Genomic DNA, 15,036 nt, shown 5'->3' on the forward strand with positions numbered 1-15,036 from the left:
CCCTAGCATTCAAAGAACCACATCCATAGACGAAGGGTTGTTGTAAGCGTTTTGGTAGCGTTGCAAAAAAGCGTTATGGTTGGTGGCGTTAAAGGTTTGAAAGGCTTTTTTGTGCAAGCCATTCACCGGTTGTTTGGGGGCGTTTTCCACTTCTTTAGAGAATTTCCCGTTATAAAAATCCGTCAAGCTATAAAGCGACTGAGCGGCAAGGCGTTTTTGGCTCTCATCCATTCCGGCCGTAGCCCTTAAAAAAGCCTCATACTCTCTATCGCTCATCAATTCTAACACCAAAAAGCCGTAAGTCTCTCGCTTGTCAGGGTTAAAGGGGAGGTTTTCTGTTGGAGCGTCCTTTTTTTCTCGCTCTATTTTTTCTGCGCCTTCAATAGGAGCTAGGTCTTCTTTAGGAGCACTTTTAGCGTTTAAAAGCCCATAGAGGTTAGAATCAAACTGATTGATAGAAGAAACAGCCATGTGAATTTCCTAACATTGAATTTTACGCTAATGTTAAGCAAAATTCATTCCATAATGAGACTAAAAAATTCAAAAAGCGATGGATTAAAAGTTTTTCTAATGGTGGCATTCAAACCCTTTAAAAAGGGTCTAGGAGTTTATTTTCAAAAAGGATTCGTGTTTTTGTGTTTTCATATTTCTATAAGGAGCTTAAAATGGATAAACAAAAGGTAAAACTCCTAGAGCGTTGTTATAGCATGATTTTACCAATCAATGCAACTTTTATGCGTTTAGAGCTTAAAAACTTTAATCCTTAATTAGAGATTTTAGGTTAAACTACCCTAAAAATCTTTATGGGTAAAAGGCATGCGTAATACCATTTTATTTGGCGTTTCAATGATACTCTTGGCGAATTTATGCTTTGGGATCATGAGCGCGTTTGTTAAAATCATAGCGGATTATTTTTCCCCTATGGAAAACGTGTTTTACCGCTCCATTACCATGACGCTCTTACTCTTACTTATTTACCCTTTCAAACCCTACCGCTTGAAGAGTTACAAACAAGGCGGTTTTAAAAAACTCGCCTTTAGGGTCGTTGTGGGGGGCTTAGCCATGCTGGCGTTTTTTTATAATATTGAAAAAATTTCGCTCGCTACCGCGACGGCTTTCTCGCAATGCGCGCCCATTTATACGGTGCTTCTTTCCCCTTTGCTTTTGAAAGAAAAACTCAAAAGAAGCGCGTTAATTTCCGCATGCATCGGGCTAGTGGGGGTGGTGTTGATCTCCGATCCTAGCGTGGAAAATGTGGGACCGGTTGAAATTATTATGGGAATATTGAGCGGGATCTTTGTGTCTTTAGCGTATATCACTTTAAGGGATTTGAGGGAATATTACGACAAGCAGGCCGTGATTTTAGCGTTCGCCTTTGGCATGAGCCTTCTTGGGTTAGCGGGCATGTTCATTGATATTCCTTTTTTATCCACAGGCATTCATATCCCTAGAAAAGAAGACATTTTGTGGATTTCTTTAATAGGGATTAGTGGGACTTTAGGGCAGTATTTCTTAACTTATGCTTACATGAACGCTCCTGCTGGGATCATTGCCCCCATTGAATACACCCGCATTGTTTGGGGGTTGTTGTTTGGGCTGTATTTAGGCGATAAGTTTTTAGATCTTAAAAGCTCTTTAGGGGTGGCTTTGATTTTATGTTCAGGCTTACTCATTGCCTTGCCCGCTCTTTTAAAAGAATTAAAAAATTTTAAATCATGCAACTAAGCCCCCTACAAAGCGCGCTGTTATATTTCCGCTACTTTATTTATCCGGAAAAAAAAACAAGAAGCTTTGATTTAAGCGATTTAATTTTTATTGTCATGGCTTTTTTAGTCCTAGCTTTGGGGCTGTTGATGAGCGAAGAAATTTCTATCAGCTACAATGAAGCGAAAGACTTTTTTTATAGCGATGTGTGGTTTGTCAAAATCGCTCAAAAAAGCACCGCCATTTTAGGTCAAAACGATTTGGCTTTGAGGTTGCCTTTTTTGATCGCTCACATCATCAACATGTTTTTATTCTATCTCATAGGGCGAAAGATTTTAAAAAAGCCTAAAGACGCCCTTTATGTGGTATTGACTTACGCTTTATTGCCTGGAGTGAATCTCTTTGCGATTTTACTGGCTAAAAGCGTGCTGGTGTTAAGCCTTGGGCTTTTGGTTAGCTATTTGTATATCAAAACCCAAAAAATCCCTTATTTAACCCTTAGCGCTTGCGCGTTTTTAGATAGCGCGTTCATCCCGCTTTTACTAGGGGTTTTTGCCTACGCTTTAAGGAAACGCTACTTTAAGAGCGCGATCTTTGCTTTGGTGGTTTTAATTGTGAATACCGCTCTTTTTAGCGGGAGTTTCAATAAGGGCTTGCCTAGCGGGTATTTTATAGACACATGCTTAGAACTCATGCTTTTGTATTCGCCCTTATTGTTCCTCTACTACCCTTATACGCTCTATAAAGCCCTTTTGGATAAAAAGCCATCGTTACTAGCCTTTATGAGCGCGAGCGGCTGGCTTTTCCCTTTGCTTTTGAGCATGCGCCAAGAGATAGATTTAAAAACTTTCGCCCCCTTAGCGTTAATCGGCTTACCCTTGTTCATTAAAAGCGTTTTAAATAGCCTTAGGGTGCGTTTAAAGGAATTTAGGGGGCAGTATTATTTGCGCGTTTTTAGTTTGTATCTTTTAATGCTCACCGAAACGCTTTTTTTATGGGGGAGTAAAATTTCTGGCGCTAATGAAAAATTATTAAACCGGCATTTCTTAGCTAAAGAAGTCGCTACAGCCTTGCAATTAAGGGGCATCCATCAAATCCGCACTAACGATAAGCAACTCGCTTTAAGGCTCCAATTTTATGGCATTAAAGAAGGGGGGAGGTTAAGGCTCATTAACACTAAAATTTCTAAAAAACGCCCGGATATTACAATCATCTACGCTGATAAAATTCTACAATCCTATAGTTTGGTGCGCCATTAAACCCATTCTTTAAAAAGCGTTTTATCTAAAAAACGATAAAATACACTCTAAAAATAAATAAAATACGCGAGAAAAATCATGAGACTCAAACTAACCCATATAAACCATATAAGCCATAAGATTGCCAACGACTTTATCCATTCAAAACTATTAGAATTAAAAGCCCCTAGAGAATTATTGTGCGAATTGATAGAGGGGATTTTGGAAAAAAGCGTTAAAAAAGAAAACGCCATTGATGAGCAAGCCAGAGAGCTTTTAGAAGAAAACACCGATGAAATAGAATTCATGCGGATGGATGAAAGGCAGCTTTTTTGGATGATTAAAAGACAGATCGCTCAAAAAGAGGGCTTTCATTTGTTTTGGGAAGAAAGGTGCAGCGATTTATCGCACCAGATTTTGAATAAAATCCTAGATGAAGATTTGATCATGTTTAGCGTGTCTGAAAATTTGATAAGAAACTTGATTTACAAATCCATTGACACCTATTCTAAAGCGTATGAAAGCATTGAAAATGAAGTGCATGAAAAGATCAAGCATTACAAACGCAAACTCCCCGTAGGGAGCGATGAATACGAGTTGGTGTTTGAAAGGCTCTATGAAGAAGAATTAAGACGAAAAGGCTTTTTATAATGGTCTCTCTCTATTTAGAAAACGGGCTTTTTTTGCAAGCACAAAGTTTTGGGGCTAGCGGCACGCAAGTGGGCGAGCTTGTTTTTAACACTTCCATGAGCGGCTATCAAGAAGTCATTAGCGACCCCAGCTATAAAGGGCAATTTGTGGTTTTTAGCATGCCTGAAATTGGGGTTGTGGGCGCTAATTCTAAAGATGATGAATCCTTTTTTTCATGCGCAGGGGTTTTAGCGCGCCATTACAACGAATTTTTTTCTAACTCAAGGGCGGATTCTAGCTTGAGCGCTTATTTAAAAAAGCGCGGCGTTTTAGGGATTAGTGGGGTTGATACCAGGAGTTTGATCAAAACCTTACGCCATCATGGGTGCTTGATGATGGTCGCTTCCACGATAGAGCATGACAAAAACAAGCTTGAAGAAATTTTAAAAAACGCCCCTAAAATTTCTCACTCCCCCTTAGTGTCTAGCGTTTCCACGCCAAAAATAATCACGCACCAACGCACTACTTTTGATTTCAAAACCCTAGATTACAAGCCTTTTGATGAAAAAACTTCGCATAAAATTATCGCTGTGTTAGACTTTGGGGCTAAAGGCAATATTTTAAACGAGCTTCAAAATGTAGGGTTAAAAGCCCTTATTTACCCGCACCACACTAAGGCTAGCGAGCTGATTAAAGCCTATGAAAAAAAAGAAATTAGCGGGATTTTCCTCTCTAACGGCCCAGGCGATCCTTTGAGCTTGCAGCAAGAAATTGGAGAAATCAAGCGACTCATTGACGCTAAAATCCCCATGTTTGGCATTTGCTTAGGGCATCAATTGCTCTCTATCGCGCAAGGCTACCCTACCTACAAGCTCAAATTTGGCCATCATGGGAGCAACCACCCCGTTAAAAACCTAGAAACAAACGCCGTTGAAATCACCGCGCAAAACCACAACTATTGCGTCCCTGAAGAAATTGAAGAAATCGCTACTATCACGCACCGCAACCTTTTTGACAACACCATTGAGGGCGTGCGTTATAAAAACGCTCCCATTATCTCTGTCCAGCACCACCCAGAAAGCAGCCCAGGTCCTAAAGAGAGCCATTATATTTTTAAGGAATTTGTGGAATTATTGGAGGGTTTTTAGGGGTTTTTAAAACAACACCCATAAAGGTTGAAAAAGCGCTTTAAAAATAGATTTAAATCTTTTTATCAAAAAATCTCGCATTTACTCTAAATTAGTTCTCTTGCAATAGCATTCTCTCGCAATAATTATTATTGTTATTGCGACAAAACTTTTTAGAAGGAGTTATTATGGGAAGTATCGGCAGTATTGGCAAACCTATTGAAGGGTTTTTAGTGGCAGCCATTCAGTTTCCTGTGCCAATTGTCAACAGCCGTAAGGACATTGATCACAACATTGAAAGCATTATCAGAACCTTGCATGCGACTAAAGCGGGGTATCCGGGAGTGGAGCTTATCATTTTCCCTGAGTATAGCACGCAAGGTTTGAATACCGCTAAGTGGCTTAGCGAAGAGTTTTTATTAGATGTCCCAGGTAAAGAGACGGAAGCTTACGCTCAAGCGTGTAAAGAGGCGAAAGTTTATGGTGTTTTTTCAATCATGGAACGCAATCCTGATTCTAACAAAAACCCCTACAACACCGCCATTATCATTGATCCGTTAGGTAAAATCATTTTAAAATACCGCAAGCTATTCCCATGGAATCCCATTGAGCCATGGTATCCTGGGGATTTAGGAATGCCTGTGTGCGAGGGGCCTGGCGGATCAAAATTAGCCGTGTGCATTTGCCATGACGGCATGATTCCAGAGCTCGCCAGAGAAGCGGCCTATAAAGGGTGCAATGTGTATATCCGCATTTCAGGCTATAGCACTCAAGTCAATGATCAATGGATTTTGACCAACCGCTCCAACGCATGGCACAATTTGATGTATACCGTGAGCGTGAATTTAGCTGGCTATGATAATGTCTTTTACTACTTTGGTGAGGGGCAAATCTGTAACTTTGATGGCACGACTCTTGTTCAAGGGCACCGCAACCCTTGGGAGATTGTAACCGGGGAGATCTATCCTAAAATGGCAGACAACGCTCGCTTAAGCTGGGGCTTAGAAAACAACATTTACAACCTAGGCCATAGAGGGTATGTGGCTAAACCGGGCGGAGAACATGACGCAGGCTTAACCTACATCAAAGACTTAGCGGCCGGTAAATACAAATTGCCTTGGGAAGATCACATGAAAATCAAAGATGGCTCTATTTATGGCTACCCTACCACCGGTGGGCGTTTTGGGAAATAATCCCTAACCTTATATTTTGCTAGAACCTGTTTTTAAAGGTTCTAGCGTCTCCCCTATTTTAATTTTTTCAATCAATTTTTACAAATAGTCTTCTATTGTAGAGCATGTAAGACGACCCATAATAAGCGCAAGCGACCAAAAAAACGCATAGCCTATGTAAAACCATGTTATTTTTGATAAAGACCACCACCCCATTGTGGCTGATAGAGCGTTAAAATCTGTAATAATGCCATAGCCATAATAGATCATTCCCGCTAAACATGCCAATTTAAGAGCATGGTAGTAAGCGCTAATCCCAAAACCACCATCAAGATTGATAAAAGAATACGAGACCACGACCCCATGACAACTCCTTAAAAATTAAATGCTAGAGTATATCGTTTTTTTTGTTTGTCAAGGGGGTTTTATCAGTTAGATAGAGTGTTTTTAATGCTTATCTTTTAGGGATAAGCCTAAAAAACATTGTTTTTTATGCATGAAGCAATTATCGGTCATCTAATATATTAGCAATAAATATATTTGGAAATGTTGGAGCGGAACAAACAACCATATAAAGAAGAAACGAACCTGTTACTTCCCAAAAAGACCACCCATTAAAACTCCAAATGAGACACAAACCTATCATGGCTGCAACAACAATAGAACATAACGAAATGAATCTTAAGAAAGAGATTAAATTTTTTTGCCCCTCTGCGAGCTTGTCTTTTCTAAACGCCTCTTGCAAACCTTTCTCAGCCAATGGCTTGACGCCATCAACGATTGGTTTGGTATCTGGGAAAAAAATACTCATAGCCGCTCCTCCAATACCCATAGCAGCAGTAATGAAAGGATTGTTTTGGTTGGGATCAGAATTTTCTATCTCTTCCATCTCTCTTTTTAAGTTCTTCACAAACACGAGATATATGCCCCACGCAACCAACCATAAAAGCACCACCGCAACAGAAAAAATAGAATGCGCCATGCGACAAACCCTTTAAACATCAAATGTTGGAGTGTATCGTTTTTTTTTGTTTGTCAAGGGAGGTTGGCTAGAAAATCATATTATTAAGTGTTTTATAGGATAAAATGATAGCGTTTATAATATTTAAAGTTTAGCCCCTAATTGTAGCGCCACTAACAAGCCTTCCACATTCAGCCCCAACCCCACGCTTAAATTCTTGCTTGAGCTTTTAATATAAGGCTTATGAAAATCCTCTAAACGCACACAGTCCGCGCTTTCTTGCCATAAACCGCTCTCTAAATATTTTTCTATCTCGCTAGGATCAAACGCTTTTAAACGCGCTCTAAAAACCGATAGATCCAGCCATTCTAGTTTGGGAGAAATCAATGCCGAGCAGGTTAAAACCTCTATTTCATTGCCATTTTGGCGTTTTAAAAATTCAAGGGCTTCTCGCTTGTTTTGAGCTTTTCGTTGCATGTGACAACCCACGCTCACCACGCTATCAGCGACCACGATAGCGCAGTTGTTTGTGAGCAATTTTTTAGCTTTTTCTAATTTCCCCTTGCACGCCAAATAAACAAACTCCCTAGGGTCTGTGGTTTTTAGGCTTTCTTCATCAAAATAGAGCGCTTTTTGTTCAAACTCAATCCCATGCTCTTTTAAAAGATTCGCCCTAGCGCTGGATTGAGAGCCTAAAATAAGCTCCATGCTATCCCTCTAAAGCTTTAAGAGCGGTATTTTTCGCTAGATTGAGCGCGGCTTGCAAATTTTCAATATCCTTGCCCCCAGCGCTCGCAAAATCATCTCTCCCGCCCCCTTTGCCCCCTAAAATTTGTGCCACTTCATTAGCCCATGCGTTCGCTTTTATGGGCGCGTTTTTCACCCCGCATGCGAGAGTTATGCGTTCATTTTCTTTTTTAAACACCATAGCGAGCAATCTTTCATGCTTACTTTTCAATCGGTCAATCATTTCTTTAATGTCGCCATTTTCCACTACGCCCACTACCAAACTCATGCCATGGATTTTTTCAATCGGTAAATCCATAGAAACGGGAGATTTTTGGCTGTTTTTCACGCTCTCTTTAAGCTTGTTGATGCCGGCTATGACATCGTTATTTTTCAATAAAATCTTAGCGTTTTTAAGCTCTTTACTTTCTTCTTTAGCCAGTTGGTAAAAGGCTTTCCCGCACACCGCTTCAATGCGTCTGACCCCACTACTCACCCCGCTTTCTTTTACAATCCTAAACCCCCCAATAAGCCCGGTATTTTCCACATGAATGCCCCCACACAATTCAATGGACGCTTCTTTGAAGCTCACCACGCGCACATTTTCAGCGTATTTCTCGCTAAATAACGCTAACGCCCCCCTACTTTTAGCTTGATTTAAAGGCATATGCTCCACTTGGCTTTTTAAGTGCTTGAAAATTTGAGCGTTGACTAGATCTTCTACTTTTTCCAACTCTTCATCATTGAGCGCTTTAGCATGCGAGAAATCAAAGCGCAATCGTTTGGATTCTACTAAACTCCCCGCTTGACTCACATGCGAGCCTAAAACCTCTCTTAAAGCGCTCTGTAATAAATGCGTCGCGCTATGGTGTTTGGCAATTTCTAAACGCTCATCGCTCACTTGCGCGATCACTTGATCGCCTTTTTTTAGCGCTTTTTTGATTTCAAGGAGCGAAAAATTAAGCCCAAAAAAGTTTTTTGTGTCTAGCACCAAAGCCGCTTCTTCATCATCTTTTAAAAGCGCGCCCTTATCGCCTATAGCCCCCCCACCTTCTGCGTAAAAAGGGGTTTTTTCTAGCAACACCCAGACTTCTTGGTTAGGATTTGCTTCTGTTATTTCTTTAAAATCGCTATCAAAAAACCCTAAAGCTTTAGCAGGACATTCTGTCGTTTCATACCCCACAAATTCATTAGGCGCATAAGCGTTTAAAATAGCGCTAAAATCAGTGTTATTTTGTTTGCCTTTCCATGAAGCTTTAGAGCGTTTCACTTGCTCTTGCATGCAATTTTCAAAGCTTTGCATATCCACGCACGCCCCATGACTTCTTAGCATGTCGTTTGTTAAATCCAAAGGAAAACCAAAAGTGTCATAAAGCTTGAAAGCGATCTTGCCATCAAAAATCTTATTTTCATCCAAATGCTTTAAAGACAAGTTAAACAATTCCATGCCAGATTCCAAAGTCTCTAAAAAGCGCTCTTCTTCTTCAAAGCACTCTTTCATCACTATTTCTTTAGATTCTTTCAAATACGCATACGTGTTAGAAAATTGCTCGCACACCACACCCACGACTTTGTATAAAAACGCTTCTTTCAAGCCCATTAAATACCCATGCCTTAAGGCCCGCCTTAAAATGCGCCTTAAAACATAGCCACGGCCTTCTTTATTGAAATGCACCCCTTGAGCGAGCAAAAACGCTACCGCCCTTGCGTGATCGGCCACTACCCTAAAGCTTGGCTGAAACTCGCTCGTATAATCCAAACTTGTAAGCTCGCTGATTTCTGCCATTAAGGGCGCAAATAATGAAGAATCAAAATTATTGAGCTTATGCTCTAATAGCGCTTGCACCCTCTCTAATCCCATGCCTGTATCAATGCTAGGCTTTGGCAAGGGGGATAAAATGCCATTACTAGAGCGTTCGTATTGCATGAACACCAGATTCCAAATTTCTAAAAACCTATCGCCCTCGCCCCCAAAATAATCCTCGCTCCCCTTAAAGTGTTTTTCGCCTTGATCAATGTAGATTTCACTGCAAGGCCCGCAAGGCCCGCTATCGCCCATTTGCCAGAAATTATCTTTATCGCCCATTTTTTTAATCCTATCAACAGGCACAAACTTTTCCCATAATTTAACGGCTTCATCGTCTTTCTCATGCACGCTGATGTATAAATCTTTAGGTTTAAACCCTAAATTCTTGGTTACAAATTCCCACGCAAACAAAATCGCTTCTTCTTTGAAATAATCCCCAAAAGAGAAATTCCCTAACATTTCAAAGAGCGTGTGGTGCCTTGCGGTATAACCGACATTTTCTAAATCGTTATGCTTGCCGCCTGCGCGCATGCACAATTGCGAGCTTGTCGCTCTGGAAATGCTAGGGCGCGGCACCATCCCGGTAAAAATATCTTTAAATTGCACCATGCCAGCATTGGTAAAAAGCAAGGTAGCGTCATTAGGCACTAAAGGCATGCTGGGATAAATCTCATGCCCTTTATTTTGAAAAAATTGTAAAAATTCGTTGCGAATGTCCATGGGTATTCCTTTTTGTCGTTTTATCGCGCGCTTTAAAGCTATTTTATAGCTCTTTTAAGTTGTTTTTTTAAAAAGATAGTTTATTATACTTTAAACATCCAAAATAAAGGAGAAAACCATGTTCCATGAATTTAGAGACGAAATCAGCGTGTTAAAAGCGAATAATCCGCATTTTGATAAGATTTTTGAGAAACACAACCAGCTTGATGATGACATCAAAACCGCTGAGCAACAAAACGCTAGCGACGCTGAAGTCAGCCACATGAAAAAACAAAAATTAAAATTAAAAGATGAAATCCACAGCATGATCATAGAATATAGAGAAAAGCAAAAATCCGATCATGTTTAAGATTTAGTCATCTTTGTGAAAACACGCTAAAACGCTTTTTAAGGAGCGTTTTCGCTTTATTGCTTGGTTAGACTTAACGCTTTGATTTTGAATTGAAGCGGTAGGTTGTTTTCAGCTTTATTCCCACCATGAGCTTTATTAATATTTTAATGTTCTTTACATTTTTAAAAAATGGGTTTTTAAAACTTTAGTTTTATCGTTTTGACTCTCATTTTGTTGTAAAAATCATTTTATTAAAGTTTTATTTTATTTTCTTAAAAAGATAGGAAGTCTTTGAAACCATTCTCCCCCTTTTAGCCCCACTAATCCCCAAAAAGAAGCGCTTTTTAAAAACTATCGCTTAAATTAGCGTCAAGTTTTCTACTAACCAATACCAAAAACGCTAAAAAGGATTTTTCATCAAACCCCCCAAAAAGGGAGTTCAAAAGAAAGGGTTTAAAAAAGAAAGAGTTTAAAAAAGAAAGGGTTTAAAAAAGAAAGGGTTTAAAAAAGAAAGGGTTTAAAAAAGAAAGGGTTTAAAAAAGAAAGACTTTAAAAAAGAAAGACTTTAAAAAAGAAAGACTTTAAAAAAGAAAGGGTTTAAAAAAGAAAGACTTTAAAAAAGAAAGACTTTAAAAAAGAAAGACTTTAAAAAAGAAAGACTTTAAAAAAGAAAGACTTTAAAAAAGAAAGACTTTAAAAAAGAAAGACTTTAAAAAAGAAACCCCCAAACAAAGGCTTCAAAACAAAAACCCCCCAAAAAAAAGAGAGTTCAAAATAAGAAACCCCTTAAAAAGAGAGTTCCACAAAAAAAAGAGAATTTAATGCGAGCTTTTAATACGCAAACACGTAATTCAAATACACGCTATAGAGTCTGCGGTATTGGAGTTGAGTGCCTAGCAAAGAATAGTAATTCGTGTTGATCGTAGGGATCTTCACGCCTAATTCCACGCCATGCTGTGCAACATGATCGCTCGCTTTCTTTTTGTTTTTAGCGAGATTCATCCTCAAGCCTAAATTGAATAAGAATTGGAAATTCGCCACATTCATTTTAGCACTGTAAAAATTATTGAAAGTCGCTAAATTCACATACTGGGAATTGAGCCACGAAGTGCCGGCTAAGGCGATACCCCCAAACACCCCAAAAGAAATCTTGCTGTTTTTAGTGGCTTTGTCATTGATGAAGTTATAGAGGACATCTGTCCCTACCCCATAAGTGAACACATCAGAGGCTGAATTGAAAAAGCTGGATTTGATATAAGCATGGTTATAGTCAAAAAAGCCGTAATACCTTAATCCCCATCTTCTTTTTTCACCAAAAAATTGCTTATAGCCCACTTGCACGCCGATCCCATTCATCGCGCCGTTGTTGGTTTGAGAGCTGATCAAGCCAACGCGTCTGAAAGGGTTATGCCCTAATTCTTGCGTGGCGCTTAATAATTGCGAATAAGCGTTCTGGTTGACTTGATAAACGGCCTGTAAGCCCCCGGGGTTATTAGGGTTAGTGGATTGGCTTATCAAATTCTTAAGGAATGGGGAATTGGGCGTGTTTGAAGCGGTCGTGGTGATGCTGTTATAAGTGCTGTTTAAAGTGCTAAGACTGCCTCTAAAATCAAGTATCGTGCGCGCCAACAACTCAGATTGCTTGATTTGCTCGGCTCGAGAGCCAAAATGCGCAAGGCTGTTATTTAAAGCCGTTATGGTCTCTTCCACATACGCGCAACCGGCCCCCCAAGTGTTGTTAGTAACCCCTTCATTAGGCAATGTCCCACCCCCATTGTGGCAAGCTGCCAAGTAGTCTGTAACGAAATGTGTAGGGATAGCGTTGAGATTGGTTTTGATTTGATCGGCTAGTTCAAGCATCTTGGCTTGCGCTTGCGCATGGTTGAGCATGTTTTGAGCGAAAGCCCTGTCAGCAGAGGTGTAAGGGTTGAAATCTTGCGGCGCGTTTTGATTGCTTTGCTGGTTAGTATTAAGGCTTTGAGCTTGCGTTACGATTTCTTGGGCGTTTTTGATCATGTTAGTAACGGCGCTAAACTCAGCGCTAAAGATTTGGCACGCATTCCCGTTTGCACTGATATTCCATGGGCTGCCATTACCCGGAGTGTTTTCACTATGCGTGGATCGCACCAAAGGGCATTGGGTGTTAAGGACATTCATGATCGTGCTGGCTTGTTCCAAAAGGTTTTGAGCGGTATTGGTGAATTGGAATGTTTGCGTTTCTTTGTTGTTATTACTAGTGCTAGTGACACCATTACTGCTGCCATTTTTTTGACAGAATTGATTCACACCGCCATTAATATCAGCAGTTTGTTTGCATTCGTAGGTGTATTCTACTTTCACTTCTGTGCCTTTCCCGTCTAAGACAGGAAACCCATTCCCACTCTTTAAAGCCTGTTGGATAGCTTGATAGGCTTTATTGAGTTTTTCAAATTCTGGGATAGACATGGATTTACCAGGTCCAGTAGCCTCATACCGGTTGCAAGTGATGCTCGTTGAATAAGATCCTGGTTGATTATTAAAGATCACGCTGCCAGGCCCACTCCCTGTGCCATTGCCGTTCCCGCACATTATCGCATAGCCTATCACGTTCCACAACCCCACCGCCGCATTGAGCGCTAAAGAGACGGCTTGATAGGCGGGGGAATTGGTTTTTTCGCCGGTCAACCCTTGCGTGTTTGCTTTTAAATTATCGATCGCAGCGTTGATTTCTGAAGGGCTGCTCGCGTTCGTTACCGCACGATTAAGGTTGTTGAAATTGTTTAAAAGGTTGCTCAAATTCTCATAAGTGTCTGAGAGTTTTTTCAATTCGCCGGTGTTTTTCACCATTTGAGCGGCTTCACCGATTTGATAGCCCGCGCTGATAAAAAAGCCGTTGTCTTCAGCGTTTAAAAGCGATGAAGCGAGAGAGAGAGAGAGAGAGAGAGTAAAAGGGTTTTTTTCATAAATTTTCTCCTTGAAATAAAATTGAAATGGTTGGGTAAGTCTTGTAAAAAGCGTCTTAATAAAACTCTTTAACAAGATTTCGTTAATTATAGCATAAATTGGTGGGATTTTTGCGCTAATGGGGCGTTTTGTTGTTTCAAAAAAAAAAAAAAGGGTTTTTTGGGGTGTTTTGGAGCTATTTTAAATGATTAGAAAGGTTTTAAAATTTGTTTTAATCAAAGATAGCGATAAAATGGGGGTTTGATTGCTTGCTGGGATCGTTTTAGATTTGGCTGTAAAACTCTTCAAGGGGTATTTTAAAATAACATTCCCCCTAATAACGCTTAAGAAACCACCGCTAAAATCAAGCTTTTTCATTTTGTCATGAAGCACCCAAACACTAGAGATATTTGGGATTTCTGCTTGAGTGGTTTTAAGGGGGATTTTAATCGTTTTTACCGCTAGCGCTCCATAAAAGCCAGGCCAAGATTAAACAAGATTAAACAAGATTAAACAAGATTAAACAAGATTAAACAAGATTAAACAAGATTAAACAAGATTAAACAAGATTAAACAAGATTAAACAAGATTAAACAAGATTAAATAAGATTAAACAAGATTAAATAAGATTAAACAAGATTAAATAAGATTAAACAAGATTAAATAAGATTAAACAAGATTAAACAAGATTAAATAAGATTAAATAAGATTAAACAAGATTAAATAAGATTAAACAAGATTAAATAAGATTAAATAAGATTAAACAAGATTAAATAAGATTAAACAAGATTAAACAAGATTAAACAAGATTAAACAAGATTAAACAAGATTAAAAGGGCATGCCCCCCATTAGCCCTAATCAAAAACTTAATGCTGTTTAAAAGGGCTATCCACGACCTTTTTCCTGTCCACAATGTAGGGGATTAAAGCCATGTGGCGGGCTCTTTTGATCGCCACTTCCACCCTCTCTTGCCACTTTTTGCTATTGCCTGTCAACCTCCTTGGCATGATTTTATAGCGCTCTGATAGCGTGTGCTTGAGCATGTCTAAATCTTTATAGTCAATAAAGCTGATTTTAGCTTCGGTGTATTTGCAATAGCGCTTTGAATAGCGTTTTCTTTCCATAATGTCTCCTTAAATTTTCACCCTTAAAAGGGGATTTCTTCTTCATCAATGTTGATTTCAGGCACGCTGTTTTGATACTTGGACGGCTGTGCTTGTAAATTCTCTTTAGCGTAAGCGTTTTGCGGGTAGCTTTGGGCTTGGTTAAAAGGATCCTGGCTAGGAGCGTTATAATTAGTGGGATAAGCGTTGTTGGAATGCTCATGCGTCATGCTATCTTGCATAGCGTTTGCTTGAGGATTGTCTGATTTTTTATCCATAAATTGCAACGAGTCCACTGTGATAATGTGGCGAGAATTTTTTTTGCCCGTTTGATCCATCCAACTCTCATAAGTCAAACGCCCTTCTATCAAAACGCTTGAACCCTTGCTCAAATACTGGTTAGCGATTTCAGCCGTTCGCCCGAACAAACGAGCGTCTATGAAGCACACTTCTTCGCCTAGCGTGCCGTCTTGCTTTTTGAAACGCCTGCTTGTGGCTAAACCTATTGTAGCCGCAGCCGAACCGCTAGGCAAATATTTCAACTCCACATTCCTAGTCAAACGCCCTACCATAATCACTTTATTAAACATGATA

The 15,036-nt window shown here is 39.7% G+C and carries 14 protein-coding genes; 6 read left to right on the forward strand and 8 right to left on the reverse strand.

What is annotated here, in order from left to right; genetic code table 11:
• Positions 1–9: 9 nt before the first annotated feature.
• The gene (locus tag EAL44_RS02470; RefSeq protein ID WP_000301263.1) at positions 10–471 is read right to left on the reverse strand and encodes an HP1233 family protein; all 462 of its coding nucleotides are present in this window, start codon (positions 469–471) and stop codon (positions 10–12) included.
• Between the two features lie 345 nt (positions 472–816).
• Between EAL44_RS02470 and EAL44_RS02480 the strand changes: the two genes are divergently transcribed.
• From EAL44_RS02480 to EAL44_RS02500, 5 genes are all read left to right on the forward strand, one after another.
• Positions 817–1,725: a DMT family transporter gene (locus EAL44_RS02480; protein ID WP_121074333.1), complete on the forward strand. Its 909-nt coding sequence runs from the start codon at positions 817–819 to the stop codon at positions 1,723–1,725.
• Positions 1,716–2,963 (forward strand): glycosyltransferase family 39 protein, encoded by a 1,248-nt coding sequence (locus tag EAL44_RS02485; protein ID WP_121074335.1) that lies wholly within the window; start codon positions 1,716–1,718, stop codon positions 2,961–2,963. The genes EAL44_RS02480 and EAL44_RS02485 overlap by 10 nt, the downstream gene beginning before the upstream one ends.
• Before the next feature lie 78 nt (positions 2,964–3,041).
• On the forward strand, positions 3,042–3,593 hold the full coding sequence (locus EAL44_RS02490; RefSeq protein ID WP_001237425.1) for a DUF507 family protein: 552 nt from the start codon (positions 3,042–3,044) through the stop codon (positions 3,591–3,593).
• Complete coding sequence (carA, locus tag EAL44_RS02495) at positions 3,593–4,720, forward strand: glutamine-hydrolyzing carbamoyl-phosphate synthase small subunit (RefSeq protein WP_121074338.1); 1,128 nt, start codon at positions 3,593–3,595, stop codon at positions 4,718–4,720. The genes EAL44_RS02490 and carA overlap by 1 nt, the downstream gene beginning before the upstream one ends.
• 167 nt (positions 4,721–4,887) lie before the next feature.
• A complete protein-coding gene (locus tag EAL44_RS02500) occupies positions 4,888–5,892 on the forward strand; it encodes a formamidase (protein WP_121074341.1) in 1,005 nt (334 codons plus the stop codon).
• 78 nt (positions 5,893–5,970) lie between these two features.
• On the opposite strand, the gene EAL44_RS02505 is transcribed toward EAL44_RS02500, so the two are convergent.
• The 4 genes from EAL44_RS02505 to alaS form a co-directional block, all read right to left on the reverse strand.
• Complete coding sequence (locus tag EAL44_RS02505) at positions 5,971–6,228, reverse strand: hypothetical protein (protein WP_121074344.1); 258 nt, start codon at positions 6,226–6,228, stop codon at positions 5,971–5,973.
• Positions 6,229–6,376: 148 nt separating this feature from the next.
• Complete coding sequence (locus EAL44_RS02510) at positions 6,377–6,853, reverse strand: hypothetical protein (RefSeq protein WP_121074347.1); 477 nt, start codon at positions 6,851–6,853, stop codon at positions 6,377–6,379.
• Positions 6,854–6,976: 123 nt separating this feature from the next.
• Complete coding sequence (gene maf / locus EAL44_RS02515) at positions 6,977–7,540, reverse strand: septum formation inhibitor Maf (RefSeq protein WP_121074350.1); 564 nt, start codon at positions 7,538–7,540, stop codon at positions 6,977–6,979.
• A gap of 1 nt (position 7,541) precedes the next feature.
• Positions 7,542–10,085: an alanine--tRNA ligase gene (gene alaS / locus EAL44_RS02520; protein ID WP_121074353.1), complete on the reverse strand. Its 2,544-nt coding sequence runs from the start codon at positions 10,083–10,085 to the stop codon at positions 7,542–7,544.
• Between the two features lie 118 nt (positions 10,086–10,203).
• Here alaS and EAL44_RS02525 point away from each other — a divergent pair, with 118 nt between their 5' ends.
• Positions 10,204–10,434 carry an HP1242/YdcH family protein gene (locus EAL44_RS02525; protein ID WP_000468328.1) on the forward strand — a complete coding sequence of 77 codons (231 nt, stop codon included), beginning with the start codon at positions 10,204–10,206 and terminating at the stop codon, positions 10,432–10,434.
• A gap of 813 nt (positions 10,435–11,247) precedes the next feature.
• Here EAL44_RS02525 and sabA read toward each other — a convergent pair.
• The 3 genes from sabA to EAL44_RS02540 all read right to left on the reverse strand — a co-directional run bounded on the left by sabA (position 11,248) and on the right by EAL44_RS02540 (position 15,032).
• On the reverse strand, positions 11,248–13,362 hold the full coding sequence (gene sabA, locus EAL44_RS02530; protein ID WP_121074540.1) for a Hop family adhesin SabA/HopD: 2,115 nt from the start codon (positions 13,360–13,362) through the stop codon (positions 11,248–11,250).
• A gap of 843 nt (positions 13,363–14,205) precedes the next feature.
• On the reverse strand, positions 14,206–14,463 hold the full coding sequence (gene rpsR / locus EAL44_RS02535) for a 30S ribosomal protein S18 (RefSeq protein WP_000440196.1): 258 nt from the start codon (positions 14,461–14,463) through the stop codon (positions 14,206–14,208).
• Between the two features lie 23 nt (positions 14,464–14,486).
• A complete protein-coding gene (locus EAL44_RS02540; protein WP_121074356.1) occupies positions 14,487–15,032 on the reverse strand; it encodes a single-stranded DNA-binding protein in 546 nt (181 codons plus the stop codon).
• Between the last annotated feature and the right edge of the window lie 4 nt (positions 15,033–15,036).

The sequence above is a fragment of the Helicobacter pylori genome (assembly GCF_003637685.1).
Lineage (GTDB): Bacteria > Campylobacterota > Campylobacteria > Campylobacterales > Helicobacteraceae > Helicobacter > Helicobacter pylori_CJ.

Coding starts and splice junctions, on each gene's coding strand:
- EAL44_RS02485 (WP_121074335.1), top strand. CDS start 1,716: ATGCAACTAAGCCCCCTACAAAGCGCGCTGTTATATTTCCGCTACTTT.
- maf (WP_121074350.1), bottom strand. CDS start 7,540: ATGGAGCTTATTTTAGGCTCTCAATCCAGCGCTAGGGCGAATCTTTTA.
- EAL44_RS02525 (WP_000468328.1), top strand. CDS start 10,204: ATGTTCCATGAATTTAGAGACGAAATCAGCGTGTTAAAAGCGAATAAT.
- carA (WP_121074338.1), top strand. CDS start 3,593: ATGGTCTCTCTCTATTTAGAAAACGGGCTTTTTTTGCAAGCACAAAGT.
- EAL44_RS02490 (WP_001237425.1), top strand. CDS start 3,042: ATGAGACTCAAACTAACCCATATAAACCATATAAGCCATAAGATTGCC.
- EAL44_RS02500 (WP_121074341.1), top strand. CDS start 4,888: ATGGGAAGTATCGGCAGTATTGGCAAACCTATTGAAGGGTTTTTAGTG.
- alaS (WP_121074353.1), bottom strand. CDS start 10,085: ATGGACATTCGCAACGAATTTTTACAATTTTTTCAAAATAAAGGGCAT.
- EAL44_RS02510 (WP_121074347.1), bottom strand. CDS start 6,853: ATGGCGCATTCTATTTTTTCTGTTGCGGTGGTGCTTTTATGGTTGGTT.
- EAL44_RS02480 (WP_121074333.1), top strand. CDS start 817: ATGCGTAATACCATTTTATTTGGCGTTTCAATGATACTCTTGGCGAAT.
- rpsR (WP_000440196.1), bottom strand. CDS start 14,463: ATGGAAAGAAAACGCTATTCAAAGCGCTATTGCAAATACACCGAAGCT.
- EAL44_RS02540 (WP_121074356.1), bottom strand. CDS start 15,032: ATGTTTAATAAAGTGATTATGGTAGGGCGTTTGACTAGGAATGTGGAG.
- EAL44_RS02470 (WP_000301263.1), bottom strand. CDS start 471: ATGGCTGTTTCTTCTATCAATCAGTTTGATTCTAACCTCTATGGGCTT.